At 65.8% G+C, this 20,590-nt stretch carries 18 protein-coding genes; 7 read left to right on the top strand and 11 right to left on the bottom strand.

The features are described 5' to 3' along the window. Window positions 1-75: 75 nt before the first annotated feature. Together FOS14_RS01140 and FOS14_RS01135 are read left to right on the top strand one after the other, a co-directional pair. Entirely contained in the window at window positions 76-1,263 is a 1,188-nt protein-coding gene (locus tag FOS14_RS01140) for a PLP-dependent aminotransferase family protein (RefSeq protein ID WP_143768412.1), read from the top strand. A 39-nt stretch (window positions 1,264-1,302) separates the two neighbouring features. Further along, on the top strand, window positions 1,303-1,911 hold the full coding sequence (locus FOS14_RS01135; protein WP_143768411.1) for a hypothetical protein: 609 nt from the start codon (window positions 1,303-1,305) through the stop codon (window positions 1,909-1,911). On the opposite strand, the gene glpK is transcribed toward FOS14_RS01135, so the two are convergent. Next, a complete protein-coding gene (gene glpK, locus FOS14_RS01130; protein ID WP_255449975.1) occupies window positions 1,912-3,411 on the bottom strand; it encodes a glycerol kinase GlpK in 1,500 nt (499 codons plus the stop codon). Window positions 3,412-3,510: 99 nt separating this feature from the next. Here glpK and FOS14_RS01125 point away from each other — a divergent pair, with 99 nt between their 5' ends. Then, window positions 3,511-5,232: a glycerol-3-phosphate dehydrogenase/oxidase gene (locus FOS14_RS01125; protein ID WP_143768409.1), complete on the top strand. Its 1,722-nt coding sequence runs from the start codon at window positions 3,511-3,513 to the stop codon at window positions 5,230-5,232. Here FOS14_RS01125 and FOS14_RS01120 read toward each other — a convergent pair. Genes FOS14_RS01120 through FOS14_RS01110 form a run of 3 tightly spaced genes read right to left on the bottom strand, consistent with a single transcriptional unit; the run spans window position 5,229 to window position 11,199 of the window. Next, the gene (locus tag FOS14_RS01120) at window positions 5,229-5,981 is read right to left on the bottom strand and encodes an Fpg/Nei family DNA glycosylase (protein ID WP_143768408.1); all 753 of its coding nucleotides are present in this window, start codon (window positions 5,979-5,981) and stop codon (window positions 5,229-5,231) included. The two genes, FOS14_RS01125 and FOS14_RS01120, sit on opposite strands and share 4 nt — an antisense overlap. Window positions 5,982-5,985: 4 nt before the next feature. Then, entirely contained in the window at window positions 5,986-10,428 is a 4,443-nt protein-coding gene (locus FOS14_RS01115) for an ATP-dependent helicase (protein WP_143768407.1), read from the bottom strand. Between the two features lie 12 nt (window positions 10,429-10,440). After that, window positions 10,441-11,199, bottom strand: a complete 759-nt coding sequence (locus tag FOS14_RS01110) for an ABC transporter permease (RefSeq protein ID WP_255449974.1) — start codon at window positions 11,197-11,199, stop codon at window positions 10,441-10,443. Window positions 11,200-11,223: 24 nt separating this feature from the next. Between FOS14_RS01110 and FOS14_RS01105 the strand changes: the two genes are divergently transcribed. Together FOS14_RS01105 and FOS14_RS01100 are read left to right on the top strand one after the other, a co-directional pair. Further along, complete coding sequence (locus FOS14_RS01105; protein WP_143768406.1) at window positions 11,224-12,150, top strand: LLM class flavin-dependent oxidoreductase; 927 nt, start codon at window positions 11,224-11,226, stop codon at window positions 12,148-12,150. 49 nt (window positions 12,151-12,199) lie between these two features. Next, window positions 12,200-13,087, top strand: coding sequence for an NAD(P)-dependent oxidoreductase (locus FOS14_RS01100; protein WP_255449973.1), 888 nt, complete (start codon window positions 12,200-12,202; stop codon window positions 13,085-13,087). A gap of 2 nt (window positions 13,088-13,089) precedes the next feature. On the opposite strand, the gene rpiA is transcribed toward FOS14_RS01100, so the two are convergent. Beyond that, window positions 13,090-13,731, bottom strand: a complete 642-nt coding sequence (gene rpiA, locus FOS14_RS01095) for a ribose-5-phosphate isomerase RpiA (RefSeq protein WP_143768404.1) — start codon at window positions 13,729-13,731, stop codon at window positions 13,090-13,092. A gap of 78 nt (window positions 13,732-13,809) precedes the next feature. Between rpiA and FOS14_RS01090 the strand changes: the two genes are divergently transcribed. Together FOS14_RS01090 and FOS14_RS01085 are read left to right on the top strand one after the other, a co-directional pair. Further along, complete coding sequence (locus FOS14_RS01090; RefSeq protein ID WP_143768403.1) at window positions 13,810-13,995, top strand: DUF1918 domain-containing protein; 186 nt, start codon at window positions 13,810-13,812, stop codon at window positions 13,993-13,995. Between the two features lie 100 nt (window positions 13,996-14,095). Further along, window positions 14,096-15,229, top strand: a complete 1,134-nt coding sequence (locus FOS14_RS01085; RefSeq protein ID WP_255449969.1) for a DUF4185 domain-containing protein — start codon at window positions 14,096-14,098, stop codon at window positions 15,227-15,229. A gap of 3 nt (window positions 15,230-15,232) precedes the next feature. Here the strand turns inward: FOS14_RS01085 and FOS14_RS01080 are convergent, their stop codons facing one another. The 6 genes from FOS14_RS01080 to FOS14_RS01055 form a co-directional block, all read right to left on the bottom strand. Next, window positions 15,233-15,673 (bottom strand): response regulator, encoded by a 441-nt coding sequence (locus FOS14_RS01080; protein WP_143768402.1) that lies wholly within the window; start codon window positions 15,671-15,673, stop codon window positions 15,233-15,235. Continuing rightward, window positions 15,670-17,301 (bottom strand): CHASE3 domain-containing protein, encoded by a 1,632-nt coding sequence (locus FOS14_RS01075; protein WP_143768401.1) that lies wholly within the window; start codon window positions 17,299-17,301, stop codon window positions 15,670-15,672. Before FOS14_RS01075 ends, FOS14_RS01080 begins: the two co-directional genes overlap by 4 nt. A gap of 12 nt (window positions 17,302-17,313) precedes the next feature. Further along, window positions 17,314-18,492 (bottom strand): PP2C family protein-serine/threonine phosphatase, encoded by a 1,179-nt coding sequence (locus tag FOS14_RS01070; protein ID WP_143768612.1) that lies wholly within the window; start codon window positions 18,490-18,492, stop codon window positions 17,314-17,316. A 47-nt stretch (window positions 18,493-18,539) separates the two neighbouring features. Beyond that, on the bottom strand, window positions 18,540-18,923 hold the full coding sequence (locus FOS14_RS01065; protein ID WP_255449967.1) for an STAS domain-containing protein: 384 nt from the start codon (window positions 18,921-18,923) through the stop codon (window positions 18,540-18,542). 174 nt (window positions 18,924-19,097) lie between these two features. Next, the gene (locus FOS14_RS01060; RefSeq protein ID WP_221936636.1) at window positions 19,098-19,526 is read right to left on the bottom strand and encodes an ATP-binding protein; all 429 of its coding nucleotides are present in this window, start codon (window positions 19,524-19,526) and stop codon (window positions 19,098-19,100) included. Continuing rightward, on the bottom strand, window positions 19,523-19,903 hold the full coding sequence (locus FOS14_RS01055; protein WP_143768398.1) for an STAS domain-containing protein: 381 nt from the start codon (window positions 19,901-19,903) through the stop codon (window positions 19,523-19,525). The genes FOS14_RS01060 and FOS14_RS01055 overlap by 4 nt, the downstream gene beginning before the upstream one ends. Window positions 19,904-20,590 lie beyond the last annotated feature (687 nt).

Genomic DNA, 20,590 nt, shown 5'->3' with positions numbered 1-20,590 from the left:
CACCTCATCGCGACCGCTTGACTGGCCCCGCGGATCCGGGGACGAACCGTTGTCTACGTCGTCCGAAGGATCGCCATGCCCGCCTATCCTCGCCTCGCCGCCCGACTCGACGAGATGCGCAGTTCGGCCATTCGTGACCTGTTGACGGTGACCGCGCGCCCGGAGATCGTGAGCCTGGCCGGCGGCTTGCCGGATCCCGAACTTGTCCCGCGCGACCGCATCACCGAGGCGGCGCAGCGGGCCCTGCAGAACCTCGATTCCATTCAGTACACCGAGACACCCGGCTGGGCCGGCCTGCGTGAGGTGGTCGCAGCGCGGGAATCGGCGCTGCTGGATCGAACCGTCGACAGCAACGAGGTGCTGATCACCCACGGCTCGCAACAGGCGTTGAGCCTGCTGGCGCAGGTGTTGCTCGACCCGGGGGACACGGTTGTCGTCGAGGATCCCGGCTACACCGGTGCGCTGCAGGTCTTTCGCTCGGCGCAGGCCCGGTTGGTCGGCATTCCGGTCACGGCGGAAGGCATGGACATCGACGCGCTCGAGTCCGAGCTCGTGGCCGGTGCCCGACCGGCGCTCGTGCATACCGTCAGCAACTTCCACAACCCGGCCAGCGCCACGCTGAGTATGCTGCGTCGCGCCCGCCTCGCCGAACTGGCGCAGCGATACGGCTTCTGGGTGATCGAAGACGATCCCTACGGCGAGATCTGGTTCGACAATCCGCCACCGAAACCGGTTGCGTCGTTGTCGGATCGGGTGATCAGGCTGTCGAGTGCGTCGAAGATCCTGGCGCCGGCCCTGCGCACCGGTTGGCTGGTGGCGCCGGAGCACGTGTGCAAGGCAATCGAACTGGTCAAGCAAGGTACCGATTTGTGCGGGTCGGCCCTGAACCACCGAATGGCGGCGGAGTTGTTGACCGACGAGGACTGGCTGGCAGCGCATCTCGACACCGTGCGCAGCTCGTACGGGCGACGCGCCACGACGCTTCGTGCCGCCTTGCTCGACAGGTTCGGCGATGTGCTGGCCATGCATCCGGTCGACGGCGGGATGTTCTGCTGGGCGAGCTTCACCGACGGCACCGACACCGAGTCGCTCTTACGCGCCGCCCTCGACATCGGTGTGGCATTCGTTCCGGGGTCGGCATTTGCCGTCGATGTCAACGGCTACGGCGACAGCTTGCGGATGTGCTTCACCACCGCCTCCGACGAGGTGCTGATGGAGGCCGTCGACCGGCTTGGCAGGGCGCACGATTCGTTGCGAGACTGAGCAGTCTGGAACAATGGCCGTGGGGGAGGGGATAGCCACATGGCTGAAGAACCTGACGAACGGCTGTTTTCGGCGCCGGTGAGCTGGGGGGACGACGGCCCGACGGGGCCGCGGCGCACCGGTCGCAAGAGAACGTGGATCCCGGTGGTGGCCGCGCTGATCGCGGTCGTGGCCGCCGCTGCCGGGGTCGGTGTGGTGGTATGGCGGTCGAGCCCAGCAGATCCGGTCGCGGCGCCGATCACTTCGGCGGTGTCGACGCCGACGACGAGCGCCGTTGTGCTACAACCGGACTGTCCGGTGGCGAACGGAAACGTCGTGCGCGGCAACGGTATCGGCGGTACCGAGACCGGGCCCGGCGCGATTCTCGGGTTCCAGCACGCATATTACGTCGCGCGCAACGGCGAGCTGGCGCGAACGTTCGTCGCACCCGAAGCCAATGTGCAAGCGGCCGAACAAATCCAGGCGGGGATCGACTCACTCGCACGTGACACCAAGCACTGCGTGTCGATCATTCCGGCGGGCGTCGACACCTACTCGGTCGAGGTCACCGAGGACCATCGCGACGGCTCGTCGACGCTGTACAAGCAGAAGGTGACGACCACGGTCCGTGACGGCCGCAACCTGATAGCCCACATCGCGGTGGAGTGATCAGGTCCAGTTGTAAGTGCGCTCGACGGCCTTGTTCCATTCCGCGTAGCGGCGCGCGCGATCGTCGGCGTCCATCTGCGGTTCCCACCGCTTGTCCTGGGCCCAGTTGTTGCGGATGTCGTCCTCGCCGGCCCAGAAGTCCACGGCGAGGCCCGCGGCGTAGGCGGCGCCCAGCGCGGTGGTCTCGTTCACGACGGGCCGCACCACCGGCACGTCGAGGATGTCTGCCTGGAACTGCATGAGCAGTTCGTTGACCACCATGCCGCCGTCGACCTTGAGGGTGGTGAGCTCGACGCCGGAGTCGGCGTGCATGGCATCGATGACCTCACGGGTCTGGAAGGCAGTGGCTTCCAGGACGGCTCGGGCCAGATGTCCCCGATTCACGTAGCGGGTCAGCCCGGCGATTACGCCGCGCGCATCCGGTCGCCAGCGCGGCGCGAACAGGCCCGAAAATGCGGGCACGATGTAGGCGCCACCGTTGTCTTCCACCGTCGAAGCCAGTTGCTCCACTTCCGCCGCGCTGGAGATCATCCCGAGGTTGTCGCGTAACCACTGCACCAGCGAGCCGGTCACCGCGACCGAGCCCTCGAGCGCGTACACCGGCTTGTCCTCGCCCACCTGATAACAGACGGTGGTCAGCAGGCCGTGCTCGCTCTCGACCGGGGTCGTCCCGGTGTTGAGCAGCAGAAAGTTCCCGGTGCCGTAGGTGTTCTTGGCCTCGCCGGGCCGCAGGCAGGCCTGGCCGAACGTGGCCGCCTGCTGGTCACCGAGGATGCCCGCGATGGGCACGCCGGCGAGCGCGCCGTGGCTCACCTCGGCGTACACCTGCGACGAGCTGCGAATTTCCGGCAGCATCGCCGTCGGCACGCCGATGGCAGAGCAGATTTCGGGGTCCCATGCCAGCGTGCGCAGGTCCATCAGCAGCGTGCGGGACGCGTTGGTGACGTCGGTGAGGTGCTTGTCGCCGCCGGTCAGGTGCCACATGACCCAGCTATCGATTGTGCCGAAGCACAGCTCGCCCGCCTCTGCCCGCTCGCGCGCGCCCTCGACGTTGTCCAGGATCCAGCGCGCCTTCGGGCCGGCGAAGTAGGTGGACAACGGTAGGCCGGTGGTGTGCTGGAACCGGGTGGGGCCGGCGTCGCCGCCGAGTTCGGTGACCAGGCGATCCGTGCGCGTGTCCTGCCAGACGATGGCGTTGTAGATCGGCTTTCCGGTCTCCCGTTCCCAGACCACCGTTGTTTCGCGCTGGTTGGTGATCCCGACCCCGGCGATGTCGCGGGCGGTCAACGAGCACTGTTCGAGCACGTCGGCGATGACGGCATCGGTGTTGCGCCACAACGTCTCCGGGTCATGCTCCACCCAGCCGGCCCGCGGAAAGATCTGTTCGTGCTCGCGCTGGCTGATGCCGACCACGTGGCCGCCGTGGTCGATGATCACGCAGCGGCTGGAGGTGGTGCCCTGGTCGATGGCGGCTACGTATTGCGCCGGGTGTCGCGTCACGCACGTCATTATTCCCAAAAGACACTAGCCTGGAGTCGATCACGCTGAGTCGATCACAAACAGGGCAGTCGGAGGATTTCGCGTCGAGGGGAGTTCGCGGTGAGCACGGAATTTCTCGGACCAGCCCAACGCGAGCACGCCTGGGAAGAACTTCAGAAGGGGCAGTTCGACGTTCTGGTCATCGGCGGCGGCGTGGTGGGTTCGGGGATCGCGCTGGACGCCGCGACCCGGGGACTGCGGGTGGCCCTCGTCGAGGCGCGGGATTTTGCCTCCGGGACGTCGAGCCGGTCGTCGAAGATGTTCCACGGCGGCCTGCGCTACCTCGAGCAGTTGGAGTTCGGCCTGGTACGTGAGGCTTTGGCCGAGCGGGAGCTGACGCTGAACACGCTGGCGCCGCATCTGGTCAAACCGTTGCCGTTCCTGTTCCCATTGACCCATCGCGGCTGGGAGCGACCCTACGTTGCCGCCGGCATGTTCCTCTACGATCGGCTCGGCGGTGCCAAATCCGTTCCAGCACAAAAGCACCTGACTCGTTCCGGTGCGCTGCGGCTTGCGCCCGGCATGCGGCGCGACGCGCTGATCGGTGGAATCCGCTACTACGACACCGTCGTCGACGACGCCCGGCACACGATGACGGTCGCGCGCACGGCCGCGTTCTACGGCGCGGTGGTGCGGACATCCACTCAGGTGGTCGGCTTCTTGCGCGAGGCGGACCGGGTTTCCGGTGTGCGCGTGCATGATTCGGAGGACGGTCGGTCCGCCGAAATCCGCAGTCACGTGGTCATCAACGCGACCGGTGTCTGGACCGACGAGATTCAGGCGTTGTCGCGGCAGCGCGGACGGTTCCGGGTGCGCGCGTCCAAGGGCGTGCACATTGTGGTGCCGCGCGATCGGATCGTCAGCGAGGCGGCCATTATCTTGCGGACCGCGACGTCGGTCCTGTTCGTCATTCCGTGGGGCACCCACTGGATTATCGGCACCACCGACACCGACTGGAACCTCGACCTTGCCCACCCCGCGGCCACCAAGGCCGACATCGATTACATCCTGGATCGGGTGAACCGGGTGCTGGTCACCCCGTTGACGCACAGCGATATCGACGGCGTTTACGCAGGGCTGCGGCCGCTGTTGGCCGGGGAGAGCGACGACACCTCGAAGCTGTCCCGGGAGCACGCAGTTGCGCGGGTGGCGCCGGGTCTGGTCGCGATCGCGGGCGGCAAGTACACCACCTACCGGGTTATGGCTAAAGACGCCGTCGACGCCGCGGCAGAGGACATTCCGGCGCGGGTCTCCGACTCGATCACCGAGAAGGTGCCGCTGCTCGGCGCGGACGGCTACTTCGCGCTGGTGAACCAAACGCTGCACCTGGCCGAGGTGTACGGCCTTCATCCATACCGGATCAAGCACCTGCTCGACCGGTACGGCTCGTTGATCGACGAGGTGCTCGAGCCGTCGAAGGCGCAGCCCGAGCTGCTGTCTCCGCTCACCGACGCGCCGAGCTACCTTCAGGTCGAAATCGTCTATGCGGCAAGCGCGGAGGGTGCGCTGCACCTCGAGGACATCCTTGCCCGGCGCACCCGAATCGCCATCGAGTATTCGCATCGCGGCGCGAACTGCGCCGAGCAGGTGGCGAATCTGGTTGCGCCGATCCTGGGTTGGGACACCGAGGACGTCGACCGCGAAGTCCGGACCTACGCGGCCCGGGTGCTTGCCGAAGTACGGTCACAGGCCCAGCCCGACGACGCATCGGCCGACGCGTTGCGCGCGGCCGCACCCGAGGCGCGCGAACATATTCTCGAGCCCGTGCCGATCGGACGTTAGGGCGGGGGCTGGCACCTCGGACAGTAGTAGACGCTCCGGTCGCCGTACCCGTCGCCGAGATTTTCCCGCGCAATGTTGGCGCCGCAGCGCGGGCAAGGCATTCGGTAGCGGCCGTACACGTGGGCTCGCCAGGGTGGATGGTGCGCGGCTTGGGTGAGCACGCGGTGTGCCCGGTCGGTGAGAGCTTCCAGTTCGGGGACTGCTCCTATCGGAGTCGCCGGGTGGACACGGCTGAGGAAGCACACCTCGCTGCGGTAGATGTTGCCGATGCCGGCCAGGTTGGTCTGGTCCAGCAGCGCAATGCCGATGGGAGAGTGCGGTTCTCGGCACAGTCGGCGCGTGGCCTCGGCGGCGTCCCAGTCGGCGCCGAGTAGGTCAGGGCCCAAATGGCCGACCGCCGTGACCTCTTCGTCCCGGCGGAGGACTTCGGTGATTCCCAGCGAGAAGCCCACGGCGGCAACATCTTCGGTCCGCAGGATGATGCGTGCCTGATGCGCCGGACGACGCCAGCGCTCGTCTGCGCCGTAAACGTGCCAGACGCCTTCCATTTTCAGATGGGTGTGGATGGTGAGCTCGCCGATCCGCGCGAGCAGGTGCTTGCCCCGAGGAACCACCTCGTCGACCCGGTGACCGCTGAGATCTACCGTGGCGTATCTCGGCACGCGGATGTCGCAGCCGGTGAGCGTCTTTCCGGCCAGGGCGCGGTGCAGGCGCTTGGCGGCGAGGAAGACCACATCACCCTCGGGCATGTCGTCACCGTCGCAGTCGCAGGCCGCGCGGCGTGTGCGCGAATCCGGCCGCAGTTAATTGCGTCGCAAAAGGATTGCCGTGCACTGCCTCCCCGTCGACGCGTTCGATCAACAGTTTGTCGACGTGGCGGTGCTTGACCAGCGCGGCCAGAGCTTCGGCTGCGGCCGATCGTCGCTCATGTTCCTCGGTGAACGTCAGTAGCGTCTTGCCGCCGCGTTCCAGATAGAGCGTGAGTTCGCCATCCACGAGCACCACCATGGCGCCCGCCTTCCGGCCGGGCCGGTGACCGCCGTCTTCGGTGTGTGGCCAAGCCAGCGCCGCGCCGTACGGATTAGCCGGATCGGTGGCCGCCAGCGCGATCGCAGTGCTGGCCCGGGTATCCGCATCGCGCAGCCGGTCCACCACCGCGGACGTCGAAAACTGAGCCCCGCCAAGACCGTTGACGAAGTAACCGCGCCGACACCGGCCAGACTCCTCGAATTCGTTGAGCACCTTGTACATCAGCGCAAAACCACCGGGCACCGACTCGTTCACCACCGACCCCTTGGTGACCACACCGTAGCGCTCGAGCAGCAGATCGGCGGTCGCGTGGGCGCGCACCGTCGAATCGGGTTCCGGCTCCGGCAACAGCGACCACCGGCCCGCTACCGTCGGCGGCCCAGTTCGCGTCGGTAAGGCAGCGCGCGGCAGACGGGAGTAGCTGCGGCCCCGAGGGGTTCGCCGCGGCGTGCGATGACTCGTGGTGGTTCGCGTGCTGCCGCCGGACATCAGGGCCCGCACCGGCGCAAAAGTATCGTTGCCGACCAGGCCGGCCCAGACGAGTTCCCAGAGCGCCGTGATCATTTCGGCATCGTCCGTCGACTCCACGGCGTCGGACAACTGGCGGAAGAAGTATGCGCCGCCGCCGGTGAGGGTCGCGAGGATCCGCTGTTGCACCGCGGTCAACTCGATCGCCGTCGCGGGGCTGATGGTGAGCGGCGCCTGATCGGCCAGGTGCAGCGCCACCCAGCCGTCCTTGGCGGTGATGGCGCCGTGGCCGGACCAGATCACCTCGCCGGTCGAGGTCAACTCATCCAGCATCGCCGGAGAGTAGTCGCTCACCCGTGCGCTGAGCACGAGCGGTTCCCACGCCGAAGCCGGAATGGGCACACCCGCAAGCTGCTCGACTACCGTGGCAACCCCGTCGACGCCCCGCAGCGAGCTGCCGATGTGCTGCCAGCCCGGCAGAAATCGGCCCAGCGCGCTTTGCGGCACCGGCTCCACGTCGGCCCGCGCGGCAGCGAGCGAGCGGCGCCGCAGCCTGCGCAACACCTCGGCGTCGCACCACTCGCTGCCCGCGGCGGCCGGCCGGAATTCGCCCTCCACCACCCGCTTTTCGCTGGCCAAGCGGCGTAGTACGGCCAATGCCACGGCCTGCCCGATGCCGAACCTTGCCGCAGCGTCGGCGACAGTGAACGGGCCATGGGTGCGCGCAAAGCGGGCGATGAGGTCGCCCAGCGGGTCCGCGACCGGCTCGACAAAGGCCGTCGGCGTGCCGATCGGCAGTGGCACGCCGAGCGCATCGCGCATGCGGCTGGCGTCCTCGACCGCGATCCACCACGTCTGGCCTGCGAAACTCACCTGCAACGCCCGCCTCGACGCGACGAGTTCGGTCAACCACTCCTGTGCCGGGCCATCGCAGCGTTGCTGCGCTTCGACGGTTGTCAGCGGACCGAGCAGGCGCAACAGGTCTGCCACGCCCTCCAGGTCGCGAGCATGCCGTTCCGGCACCATCCGTTGCAGCTCGAGCTCAGTGTCCGCAATAACCTTGGCGTCCAAGAGCTCCCGAAGTTCCACTCGGCCGAGTAACTCGGCGAGCAGCGCGGAATCCAACGACAGTGCCGCCGCGCGCCGTTCGGCAAGCGGGTTGTCGCCCTCGTACATGAACGTGCCGACGTAGTTGAACAGCAGGGCGTTGGCGAACGGCGAGGGATTCGGCGTTTCCACTTCGACGATGCGCAGCTGACGACGGGCCAAGCGGCCGAACAAGTCACGCAGCGCGGGCAGGTCGTAGACGTCCTGCAGACATTCGCGCACGGTTTCCAACAGGATGGGGAACGTCGGATATTTGCGCGCCACGTCGAGCAGTTGTGCGGCGCGCTGGCGCTGCTGCCACAGCGGCGCACGTCGGCCGGGATCACGCCGCGGCAACAACAGTGCACGCGCGGCACATTCGCGGAACCGTGATGCGAAAAGTGCTGAGCCACCCACCTGTTCGGTGACAATGTCATCGATTTCGTCTGGGTGGAAGACAAACAGTTCGGCGCCCGGTGGCTGATCCTCGGTGTCGGGCAGTCGCGCGATAATGCCGTCGTCGGAGGCGGTGGGCGCCGCGTCGACACCGTACCGTTCCAGCAGGCGCGCACCGACCGCCAAGGCCCACGGCGCATGCACGGGCTGGCCGAAGGGCGAGTGCAGCACGAGCCGCCAATCGCCCAGCTCGTCCCGGAAGCGTTCCACGAGCAGCGTTTTGTCGGTGGGGAGATGCCCGGTCGCGGCCTGTTGCTCATCGAGGAGCGCGAGCAAGTTGCCCACCGCGAAATCATCGAGTCCCGCGTCCCGGCTAGCGATTTCGATTTCGGCTCGGTCCTGTCGAATGAATTCGCCCAGCGCGGCTCCGAGTTCGGCGGGCCGGCCCAAGCCGTCGCCGTGCCAGAACGGCAGTCGGCCCGGCAATCCGTAGGCGGGGCTGACCATAACCCGGTCATGGGTGATCTCCTCGATGCGCCAACTGGTTGCGCCCAGTGCGAAGACGTCACCGACCCGCGACTCGTAGACCATCTCCTCGTCGAGTTCGCCGACGCGGGCGTTGCGCTCGCCCACCATGTACACAGCGAAAAGGCCGCGATCGGGGATCGCGCCGCCGGAGGTGACGGCGAGGCGCTGCGCGCCGGGCCGACCCGTCAGGGTTCCGGCGTCCCGGTCCCACACCAATCGCGGTCGCAGCTCGGCGAATTCGTCGGAGGGATACCGCCCGGAGAGCAGATCAAGCGTGGACTCGTACGCGCTGCGCGGCAAGGTGGCGAAGTTGCCGGTGCGTCGCACCGCCTCGAACCAGTCGGCGGCGTCGATCGGTTCGAGCGCGCAGGCGGCCACTGTGTGTTGCGCCAAGATGTCGAGCGGATTGGCCGGGATCTTCAGGGCCTCGATCTGGCCCGACGTCATCCGTTGTGCCGTGACCGCGCAATGGATCACGTCGGTGCGGTGTTTGGGGAACAGCACGCCGCGGGAAATCTCGCCGACCTGATGGCCGGCCCGTCCGACCCGTTGCAGACCGCTGGATACCGACGGCGGCGCCTCGACCTGAACTACCAGATCCACAGCGCCCATGTCGATTCCGAGCTCCAAGCTGCTCGTCGCGACGACGCAGCGGAGCCGGCCGGTTTTGAGATCGTCCTCGATGATGGCGCGCTGGTCCTTGCTGACCGAGCCGTGGTGGGCGCGGGCGAGCAGCGGCTCGGCGCCGTGGATCACCTCGGTGCTGGGACCCAGCAGTGCCGGTAGCTTGTGGTCGGTCGCGACTGGGTTGCCCAACCGTTCGCTGTAGATCTCGTTGAGCCGGGCCGTGAGCCGTTCGGCCAGGCGGCGAGAGTTGGCGAACACGATCGAGGAGCGGTGCGCCAGAATCAGCTCGACGATGTTCTCTTCGACGTGCGGCCAGATGGATCCGGGTGTCTCGCTGTCGCCCAGTTCGGTCATGTCCTCGACCGGCACCCGCACCGACAACTCGAACGTCTTGGGCGCGGGCGGGGCGACGATGGTGATCGGCGCCGTGCCGGTGAGGAACCGGCCGATCTCCTCGTGCGGGCGCACCGTTGCCGACAGTCCTATCCGCTGTGCGGGCCGCTCCAGCAGCATGTCCAGCCGTTCCAGCGACAAGGCCAAATGCGCGCCGCGTTTGGTACCCGCGACAGCGTGTACCTCGTCGACGATCACGGTGTCCACCTCGGACAGCGATTCCCGCGCCGCGGAGGTCAGCATCAGAAACAGCGACTCCGGAGTGGTGATGAGAATGTCCGGCGGCGTCCTGATCAACGTGCGGCGGTCGGCGGCGGAGGTGTCACCGGAGCGGACACCGACGGTGATGTCCGGGGGTTGCAGTCCGAGGCGCTTAGCGGTCTGGGTTATTCCGACCAGCGGCGAGCGCAGGTTGCGCTCCACGTCCACGGCCAGGGCCTTCAACGGGGAAACGTAGAGAACCTTCGTTTTGCCGGTGTGCTCGCTGCGGGTGGCCAACTGGTCGATGGCCCACAGGAACGCGGACAGGGTCTTGCCGGAACCGGTGGGCGCCACGACCAGCGTGTGCTGACCTGCCGCGATCGACTTCCAGGCACCGAGCTGCGCGGCCGTCGGCGCGGGAAATGCGCCGTCGAACCACTGCTGGGTTGCCTCGGAAAATTGCACCACCTCATCTTGCCCTCACCCACCGACAGGTTCGGCGACGAGCGTGGGGCTGCGACCGAGGATGCGGACCAACAAGACCGCGGTGATCGTCTGGCCGGCGATGATGGTCGCGAGCACCACCAACTGGAACCGCCCGGCGTCCAGCGGTGAGGCGCCGCCCATGAGCGCGCCGACAAAGGCGCCCGGCAGCGTCACCAAGCCGGTGGTGCGGGTCTGATCGGTCACCGGCAGCACCGCCTCGTGCGCAGCGGAACGGCCCACATCGAGAACGGACTGACTCGGGGTGGCGCCGAGCGCCAACCACCCTTCGATCTCGTCGCGGCGGGCGAGGACGCCACTGCGAAAGTGCCTGCCGGCCAACGTTGATGCCGTCATGGTATTGCCGATCACGATGCCGCCCAGCGCGATGACATAACGGGCGTCGAACGCCAACGTGCGCGCGGCGAAAGCAATGACCAGCGCGATACCCGCTCCGGCACCGCACGCGATGACGACGCCGTAGGCGGACCCCGGTAGGTCGCGCAACCGGTGTCCCGTGGTCCAGGTCGCCACTGCGAACATTGCCAACAATGCTGCCGCCACCCACGCCGCATGGGTGAATACTCCACGCAGCGCAATGCTGATCAGCGCGAGTTGCGTCGTGGCGCGGGCGATTGCCCACCACGGGGTGCGGATGGGCCGGATTCCCGCCCACGCCATGACCGCCGAGGTAACCGCAAGCAAGACGGCCACGCCGATGGCGAGGTTGACGTAGAGCATGACCAAGGGTCGCATGGACCGCCCGAGTAGGGTCGGTTCGTGCGCTTGTCGATCTCCATTCCGCAGCAGGTTCCCGACGGCTTCGATGCGGCTGGAGTCCGGTCCTATCTGGCTCGCGCCGAAGAATTGGGGTTCGAGGGCGGCTGGGTGATGGAGCAAGTGATCGGTCCGACCCCGACGATTGCGCCGCTGGAACTGCTCGCCTACGCGGCCGCCTGTACCCAGCGGTTACGACTGGGCGTTGCGGTGTTGGTCACCTCCCAACATGATCCGTTGCAGCTCGCCTCGGCCATCACGGCCGTCGATCAGCTCAGCCACGGCCGGCTCGACATCGGCGTCTCGGCGGGTGGCGGGTTCCGTAAGTTCGCGGCATTCGGCGTGGACCGCGCCACGTTTGTTTCCAGGTTCACAGAGGGACTGGAACTGATGAAGGCGGCGTGGTCCGACGAACCGCTGATCAGCTTCGACGGCAGGTTCCGGCAACTCGACGACCTGCCGATTCAGCCTAAGCCCGTGCAGCGCCCGCACCCGCCTATTTGGTTCGGCGCCAACGCACCTCGATCATTGGCGCGCGCGGTGCGCCTTGGCGACGCATTCCTCGGCGCCGGTTCTTCGAGCACCGCGGCGTTCGCCGAGCAGGTGGCAATTGTCCGGCGGGAGTTGGAAGAGCAGGGGCGCGACCCCGCGACGTTCACCATCGGAAAACGGGTCTATCTCGCCGTCGACGACGATCCGCAGCGGGCGCGGGATCAGGTGATGTCCGGGCTGCGGCGAATATACGGCGGGATGCCGGGTATCGAAGATGTGCCGATTTTCGGCACGCCCGCACAGATCATCGATGGGTTGCGCGCGGTGCGCGATGCCGGTGCCGAGATGATTTTGCTCAATCCCACTGGAGCCAGCGTTGCCGAGGATCGGGAGCAGATGGAACGCCTCGCCGCAGATGTCGTGCCCCGCGTGGATTGATCACCCATGCGGTGAGCGTCGGAGTTGTGAGTCGAGGCAAGGAGGCGCCGTGGCGACATTGGGGTGGTTGGGCACCGGTCGGATGGGTGCGGCCATGGCAGGTCGCCTCATCGATGCGGGCAACGAGGTCCTCGTCTGGAATCGGACAAAGGCGAAGACAGATCCCTTGGTGGACAAGGGTGCCCGCGTCGTCGACGCCATTGCCGACCTCGGCGCTGCCGACATCGTCTTCATCATGGTGTCGGCGTCCGCGGACCTCGAACAGGTCGTCACAGGTCCGGAAGGATTGCTCGCCGCAGCGCAGCGGCCGAACATCATCGTCGACTGCTCGACCGTATCGGCCGATACCTCCGCGCACGTGCGCGCGGCCGCCCGCGATGCCGGCGTGCAGTTTCTCGCGGCCCCCGTCAGTGGCAATCCGCACGTGGTGGCCGAAGGGGAGGCCGTGATTGTCGCGTCCGGTCCAACCGAGACATACGACGCCGTAGAGCCGTACCTGGAGCAAGTGGCCAAGCACGCGGTCCACGCGGGCACCGAAGAACAGAGCCGCCTGGTCAAGCTGTGCCACAACCTCTACCTGGGCATGATGGTGCAGGCGCTGGTCGAGGTCACCACCCTGGCCGAGAAGGGCGGCACCGATCGGCGCGCATTCCTGGAATTCCTCAATGCGACTGTGCTGGGGTCGGATTGGGTCCGCAAGCGGACGCCCGACCTGGTGAACCTCGACTGGACGCCGACCTTCACAACCGAGTTGCTACGCAAGGACTTCGATCTCGGCCTCGGAGCCGCACGCGAACTGGAAGTGCCGATGGCCGTCGGTGCGACGGTGCAGCAGCTCATCTGGTCCGCTATCGGCATCGGCCTTCGCGAGGAGGACTTTCTATCGCTGTACGTGCAGCAAGCACGCGGCGCAGATATGACGCCGGAACCGCGCTGAAGTCACCACACCTGAATCGGTTCGGAGCCTTCGATCACGATGTCGGCGGGGCGGCGGGCAAATAATCCCACCGTGACGACCCCGGGGATCGCATTGATTTCGCGCTCCAAGCCGACCGGGTCGGAGATCTGCAGGCCGTGCACATCGAGAATGATGTTGCCGTTGTCGGTGGTGAAGTCGCGCAGGATCGGTTCGCCGCCGAGCTTGGTCAACTCCCGCGTGACCAGCGAGCGGGCCATCGGAATCACCTCGATGGGCAAGGGAAACTTGCCGAGCACGTCGACTCGCTTGCTCGGATCGATGATGCAGACGTAGGTTTCGCTCGCCTCGGCGATGATCTTCTCGCGGGTCAGTGCGCCGCCACCACCTTTGATCAGGCACTTGTTGGGGTCGCATTCGTCGGCACCGTCCACATACAACGACAGCGGGCCGGTTTCGTTGAGGTCCAGAACGTCGATACCGTGGGCGCGAAGTTTCGCGGTGCTGTTCTCCGAACTCGAGACGGTCCCGGCGATCTTGTCCTTGATCTGCGCGAGCGCGTCGATGAAGTACGCGACGGTCGAGCCGGTGCCCACCCCGACGATCATCCCGTCCTGCACGTACTCGATGGCCTTCTCGGCGGCGATGCGCTTGGCTTCGGTCACGGCTGCGATCATCGCACATGGCGAAGAGTGCTCATTGCGCTCTTGCTCCCACACCGCCGTCGGGCGCAAACTCGGGTCATGAAGGCAGTAGTCGGCGACAAGCTTCATGTACACAGTGCGACGACCGGCCGGCCTGACCAGGTTGCGGAGGTCACGGAAGTGCGTGGCGCAGATGGTGCGCCGCCGTATCAGGTGCGGTTTGACGACGGCCATCAGGCGCTGATCTTCCCCGGTTCCGATTGCAGCGTCGAGCACGTCACGTAACTACCGCCGACGCCCACAACGGCGGCGAGCCAGGCATTGGCCGACCAATTGTTATCAAAGTGACTGCTGATGCAGTTGGGAAAGCTGTTAACTTGCCGTTGTGGCTCGCAAGCGCGGTGTGATGACGCTGGCGGTGATCGCAGCGATCGCCGCCAGCACCCTGGCGGCTGGTCCGCGCGCGTCGGCGGTTTCCGCCTGCGGTGGAGCGCAGGGCGCCAACCCGCTGCCCTTCTTCAACGGCCACAACGGCCAACTGCCGATGTTGAACGGCCCGACGCGCGCTGTTGCGCGGTTGACCGGACCCCTCGCGCCGAACCAGAGCGCCCAGCAATTCGACGTGCTCGGCACCGACCTCGGCATCATGTGGGACAACGGCCAGGGGCAGATTCTGGCCGCGTTCGGCGACACGTTCGGCTTCGTCAACAATCTGGCGTGTGGCTTCGTCGGTGACTGGCGGAGCAATGTACTGCTGCGCAGCCACGACCGCGACCTGTCCCACGGCATCGTGTTCGACAGTGCGGCCGTTGATGCGCCCGGCCACGCGACGGAAATCATTCCTAGCCAGCACATTCCGGGCCTGGAGATCACGACCATTCCGACGGCCGGTGTTGCCGTGGGCAATACGCAGTACATCGACTTCATGTCGGTGCGCTCATGGGGCAAGCCGGGAGAGTGGGTGACTAACTACTCGGCGTTGGCCATGTCGACCGACAACGGACAAACGTGGCGCGTAGACCCACTTACCGTCCGGCCGAACCTGCCCGGCGGATACGACAACTTCCAGATGGGCGCGTACCTGCGCGATGGTGACTGGCTGTACGAATTCGGCACTCCACCAGGACGATCCGGCGACGCGCGACTGGCACGAATGAAACCGGAGGCGATTCGCGATATCGCTAACTATCAGTACTGGAACGGCGCTGACTGGGTGACCGGCAACCCAGCGGCCGCCACGCCGGTCATGGCCGGTCCGGTCAGCGAACTGTCGGTCCAGTGGAATGCCGAACTCGGCGAGTTCATCGCATTAGCCACCGATGCAACCAATTCGATAGTGATGCGCACAGCGAAGACCCCGACCGGCCCCTGGAGCGAGCCCAAGACCTTGGTTTCGAGCAAAGACGTGCCGGAACTCTATGGCGCGTTCATTCATCCGTGGTCGTCCGGCCGCGACCTCTACTACCTGGCCACCACCTGGTCGGACTACAACGTCATGTTGCTGCACACCCAACTGTGAGGCCTACTGCTTCGGGAGCCGGACCACCTGCACGAAAAACTCGTCGATCTGGCGCACGGCGGCGATGAACTGGTCGAGGTCGACAGGCTTGGTGACGTACGCGTTGGCGTGCAACTTGTAGCTGCGCAGGATGTCCTCTTCGGCAGCTGATGTGGTGAGGACGACTACCGGGATATGGCACAGATCCGCATCCGACTTGATCTGTTCGAGGATCTGGCGACCGTCGTACTTCGGCAGATTGAGATCGAGCAGGATCAAGTCCGGTCGCGGCGCATCCTTGTGCGCTCCGCGCCGGTAGAGGAAGTCGAGGCCCTCCTCGCCATCTCGCGCGACAAAGAGCTGGTTCTTGATCTTGTTGTCTTCGAACGCTTCCCGAGTCATCAACTCGTCGCCGGGGTCATCCTCGATGAGCAGGACGTCGATCGGTCGACCGGAATCCGTCATACCGCAGTTCCTTCCAGGATCGGGGCGGGTAATTCATTAGGCGTCCGCGCGGGCAGGGTGAAGCAGAACCGGGTGCCGTCGGTATAGGCGGGGTCGATCCAGATCCGGCCGCCGTGGTGCTCGACGATCTTCTTGCACAACGCAAGTCCGATGCCGGTGCCGCTGTAGGCATCGCGACCGTGCAGTCGTTGGAAGATGACGAACACCTTGTCGGCGAATTCCGTCGGGATCCCGATGCCGTTGTCCGAGACGGTGAGCAGCCAGCCGCCTTGGTCGTCGGCACCGCTGCGCTCGCAGGTGATAACAATGCGCGGGGCTCGGCCGGGCTGGCGGAACTTGATTGCGTTGCCGAGCAGGTTCTGCCACAACATCACCAGCAGGGTGGAATCACCGAAGATCTTTGGCAAGCCGTCATCGGGTCGAACTATCTGCGCCCCCGATTCATCGATCGCGGCGGTCAGGTTATGCAGTGCCTTATCGACGGATCCGTCCAGGCTGACCATCGCGTGCGCAGCAGTCAGGCGACCGACCCGCGAGAAGGTGAGCAGATCGTTGATGAGCACCTGCATGCGCTTGGCCCCGTCGACTGCAAACGAAATGTACTGGGCGCCACGCTCGTCGAGCTTGTCGCTGTAGCGTTTTTCCAACAGTTGACAGAAGGACGCGACCTTGCGCAACGGCTCCTGCAGGTCATGGGAGGCGACGTAAGCGAACTGCTCGAGTTCGGCGTTCGAGCGCCGCAGTTCCTCGGTCTGCTCACGCAGCGTGGCCGCCTGCCGGCTGAGTTGGCCGCGGGCCCGTTGCGAAACGTCGAGTGCTTCCACAATGCGCTGGCGCATCTGCTCGACGTCGTCGCCTATCGCACGAATGTCCTTGGGGCCTTCGGCGCCGATGGGTTCGCTGAATCGGCCCTCGGTGTTTCGCCGGCACGCCGCGGCCAGGCTCTCCAGCGGGCGGGTGACCGCCCAGCGCACCAGAATCCCGAGCAGGATCGCGGTCACCACGAACGCGGCCACCAAAGCCGCTAGCACCGTGTTGCGCCAGGTCTGCACACCGTTCAGTTCATTGGCGGCCGCATCTCGTGCGGCAGTCAGGTCGGCATTCTGCTTGTCGAAGAGCTTGCGGATGTTGTCGAAGTCGTTTTTGCCGCGCATCGCCGCCGCCTGGTCGACCAGCTTCGGGGCACCAGGGGTGACATTGGCGATCAACGGCTCGGCGAAAGCGGCGCGCCACTGGCTACCGGCCCGTTCGATCGCGTCGAGATCGGCCAACAGATCGGTCCGATTGGCCAGGTGCTGCCGAATGCGGGCGGCGGCCTGCTGTTCGTCGGCCTTACCGCTCGTGTACGGCGCGAGAAACTGCGGATCGGCCGCAATGGCATACCCGCGCACGGCGGTTTCCTGATTCAACAAGTCCGATTGCAGGACGTACGCGTCGACGCGCGCCGGCTGAATTCCATTGGTCAACTCGTCGGTCACCTCGTCGGTGCGGTGCAGCAACAACGCGCCCACCAGGGTGCCGGCGAGTACCACGACACCCATGATCGACAGCACGACCAGCAGCCATCCCTGCACGGTCAGCGCCGATCGACGCCGACCATCCACCGAAGCACCGTCTGTTTCGGGCATGAGTTTGCGCGTTCACTTTCTCGTTTGAATCCGCACGACAGCAACGTCATCGGCGAGGCCGCCGTGCGCGCCAGCTAGTCGCTCGGCACTGTCGATCAGGGTGTCGATGAACTGCTCGGCCGGCAGCGATGCGAGTGACTGAGCCAGGCGCAGGAGCCCCGCCTCGCCGAGGCGCGCCTCGTTCGCCGCGCAGTGGCCCTCGAAGAGTCCGTCCGTCAGCAGAATCAGTCCGCAGCCCGACGGCAGGTCAAACGTATGTGTCGGCCAATCACCGCCGTCGCGGCGGATACCGAGCGCCGGCCCACCCGGCGCCTCGAGCCAATCCACCTGCCCGCGATGCTGCAGCAGCATGCCGGGATGGCCGGCCCGGGTCACCGTGGCAGTCATGCCGTCCGGCGAGATGGCCAGACTGGTCATCGTCGCGAAGACCAGCTTCGCCGGGCTCTCGGCGCGCAGAATGCGTTCGAGTTGGGGCATCAGATCTTGGCCCGCGACGCCGGCCAGGACCAGGGTGCGCCATGCAATGCGTAATGCCACTCCGACGGCGGCCTCGTCCGGACCGTGTCCGGAGACGTCGCCGATGACCGCGTGCAGCACCCCGTCGGCGGTCTGCACGACGTCGTAGAAATCACCGCCGAGCAGCGCGTTCGACCGCCCTGGCCGGTAGCGGGCCACGATTTCCACGGCGGCATCCGGAAGGAGTATCGGCGACGGCAGTAGGCCGCGTTCGAGGCGGGCATTCTCTGCCGCAAGCAGCCGCGACGCCTGGAGTTCGGCCGCGGTTCGTTCGGCCCGTTTTCGCTCGATGGCGTAGTGCACGGCCCGGCGCAGGCCGTCTGGCTGGACGCGGCCCTTGACCAGGTAGTCCTGTGCTCCCGATGCCACCGCCGACGCACCGAAATGCTCGTCGCTGAGGCCGGTTAACACGACCACCGGGACCGACTCCGCCAACCGCTGCATCTGCGTCAGCGCGTCGATTCCTTGCGCGTCGGACAGGTGCAAATCCAGCAGGATGCAATCGGGGAGTTCGGCGGCGAGCTCTTCGTTTGCGTGCGCTATCGAAGCGGCCCACCGCAACCGGATGTCTGTCGACGCATCGGCTATCAGTTCCTCGACCAAGAGCGCGTCAGCCGGATCGTCCTCGACAAGGAGGACGGAGACGCTTTCCGAGGCGACGTTGGCCGTCGACAGCTCGCGCTGGCCGGCCGGCGACCAGTCGAAGTTGTGTGGCGCGAGCGTCACCGATCCGCTGCTCCGATATCGGCCAGGGCGTCATCGAGTGTCGCAAAAAGGGCGAGTTGCTCATCGAGGCCGATCAACCGCATCGGCCGGCTCGTGGCCGGACCGTCCGCGACGACACAAAAACGGACCTCGTCGCCAAACTCCTGCTGCGCCGCGACCAGTGCACTCATACCTGAGGACGACAAAAAATCGACTTGGGACATATCGATGATCAAACCGCTTGGGCGCTGATATTGCGCGGCTTCGATGGCTTTGCTCAGTTCCGGAGCGGTCACCATGTCGAGCGCGCCCACCAGCGACAAAACGGTGATGCCGTTGACGTTGGCAGCTTCGATACGAAAGTCCGGGGTTTCCTCTACACCCGCATCGAACCGAGTCACTCCACGTGCCTCCTCCGCGTGCATTTCCTGGGGGCGCTGAATCTGCGGATCGCAGTGCGCGCTAAACGCGGCTGTGAGCTCAACCGGCGGGACGTCGTCACAGTACCCGACGTCGCGGATACCGTGTCACACATCCGCGGCGTCGTCACAGTACCCGACGTCGCGGATACCGTGTCACACATCCGCGGTAGACCAGCGCAGTTCGATCTCTGTTCCAGTCTCCGCCCCCCGAACGTCGATCTGCTGTGCGAGCGCCTTCATGAGCTCGATACCCCGCCCGCGTAGCCCGTTCGTCGCCCGCTTCGGGGTGGTCCAACACCCGGAGTCTTGCACCCGAACGATGAGTTGGTCCCGGTGTGCCAGCGCGCGGACCAGGAACACGCCGGTTCTGCCACCGTAGGCGTGCTCTACGACGTTGGCCAGGGCCTCGTAGGTGGCCAACACCATGTCGTTGACTGTCTGGGCGTCAACCTTGTTTTCTATCGCCCAGTCGCGCAGGCGGTTTCGGGTTTCCGCGACCTTCGCGGGGGTCGCCTCTGCACGGACGGCAAAGCTGGACCCCGATGCTTGCGCCATGTCGTCGGATACCAAACCGGCGGTCACGCCGAGCGCAGGGCTTCGATGGCCGCTTTTCGGCTGTGATAAATCGGGATCGTGTAGTCGAGCTGAACCAGCTTCATGACCCGGACCGCGGGTGAGCCGCTCGCCGTCACCGCGAAACGACCCGGTTCACCCATGCGCTGATGACCGTCGAGCAGCACCGTCATTCCGGCCGACGCCAGAAAATCCACCGCGGCCAGATCGACGACCACACCCCTGGGGCGCAGTCCGATCGCCTTGGTGATTGCGGCCTCGAGGATGCTCGCGGTGCCGAGGTCGACAGCCCCACTGACCTCGACGATCGCCAAGTTTCCGAGCTTCTCGACATGTGCCCGGCACTGTTTCGACTCCACCGTGAATCCAGCATGCGTGTGCGTCACGGACGTCGCTCCGGGCCCGAGTAATCAAACATCTGGGCGAGTCGGTCCTTCAGCTCGGCGGTACTGAGACTCCAGGGTTCGGTTGTGCCGGACTGGCCGCTGTCAATAGCGGCGCCGTCGATGACTGCACTCCCAGCGATTGAAGCGTTCTGAACCTGCTGCATCCCATCCATCCCTTCTTGCCCCGCCGCCTCATACCCCTGTGGCCGGATTTTCAAACAGCGCCAGGGGAGTGTCGGCAGTTACCTTTCGGCGGCGAAGCTATGCGCTAGCAAACTGCGGTCACGCGTGAATCGTTTCCTTTCGCCCGCGTTCTGACTCCTCGGAAAAAGCGAAATTCATCGGGCTCGCGCGCAATACCACATATCGGTTCTGTGAACTGCATCATGGCAAGAGCGAGCGCGTTTCTGCTGGTAGATGCGCTGTTTACTCGTTGGCGGCAAGATCAACTAGAGGCTCCGTCACCGGCCGTTCGGGTTTCGTTCACCTGCTGTTAACCGAGCGCAATCATTCTGTGATCAACCGAAAAACGTACAAGCGTCTGGCAAACACAAGGAGTTGTTGCTGATTATGCGGATCAATTCCGCATGCGCAACGCCCGGAGGAGAATTACCAGCCGATTGCTAAGTCGGCTGCCGCCCGAGCTGCGCATGCCGACGGGGCACCTGCCCCTTCTCAAACAGTCCA

It is taken from the genome of Skermania sp. ID1734, from assembly GCF_007489285.1.
GTDB lineage: Bacteria > Actinomycetota > Actinomycetes > Mycobacteriales > Mycobacteriaceae > ID1734.
This window is presented reverse-complemented; position numbering and strand designations above follow the sequence as displayed.

What these genes read in the sequence shown, in the direction of transcription:
- FOS14_RS01140 (WP_143768412.1), top strand. Translation starts at nt 76, where the DNA reads ATGCCCGCCTATCCTCGCCTCGCCGCCCGACTCGACGAGATGCGCAGT.
- FOS14_RS01135 (WP_143768411.1), top strand. Translation starts at nt 1,303, where the DNA reads ATGGCTGAAGAACCTGACGAACGGCTGTTTTCGGCGCCGGTGAGCTGG.
- FOS14_RS01120 (WP_143768408.1), bottom strand. Translation starts at nt 5,981, where the DNA reads ATGCCCGAGGGTGATGTGGTCTTCCTCGCCGCCAAGCGCCTGCACCGC.
- FOS14_RS01110 (WP_255449974.1), bottom strand. Translation starts at nt 11,199, where the DNA reads ATGCGACCCTTGGTCATGCTCTACGTCAACCTCGCCATCGGCGTGGCC.
- FOS14_RS01090 (WP_143768403.1), top strand. Translation starts at nt 13,810, where the DNA reads ATGAAGGCAGTAGTCGGCGACAAGCTTCATGTACACAGTGCGACGACC.
- FOS14_RS01080 (WP_143768402.1), bottom strand. Translation starts at nt 15,673, where the DNA reads ATGACGGATTCCGGTCGACCGATCGACGTCCTGCTCATCGAGGATGAC.
- FOS14_RS01075 (WP_143768401.1), bottom strand. Translation starts at nt 17,301, where the DNA reads ATGCCCGAAACAGACGGTGCTTCGGTGGATGGTCGGCGTCGATCGGCG.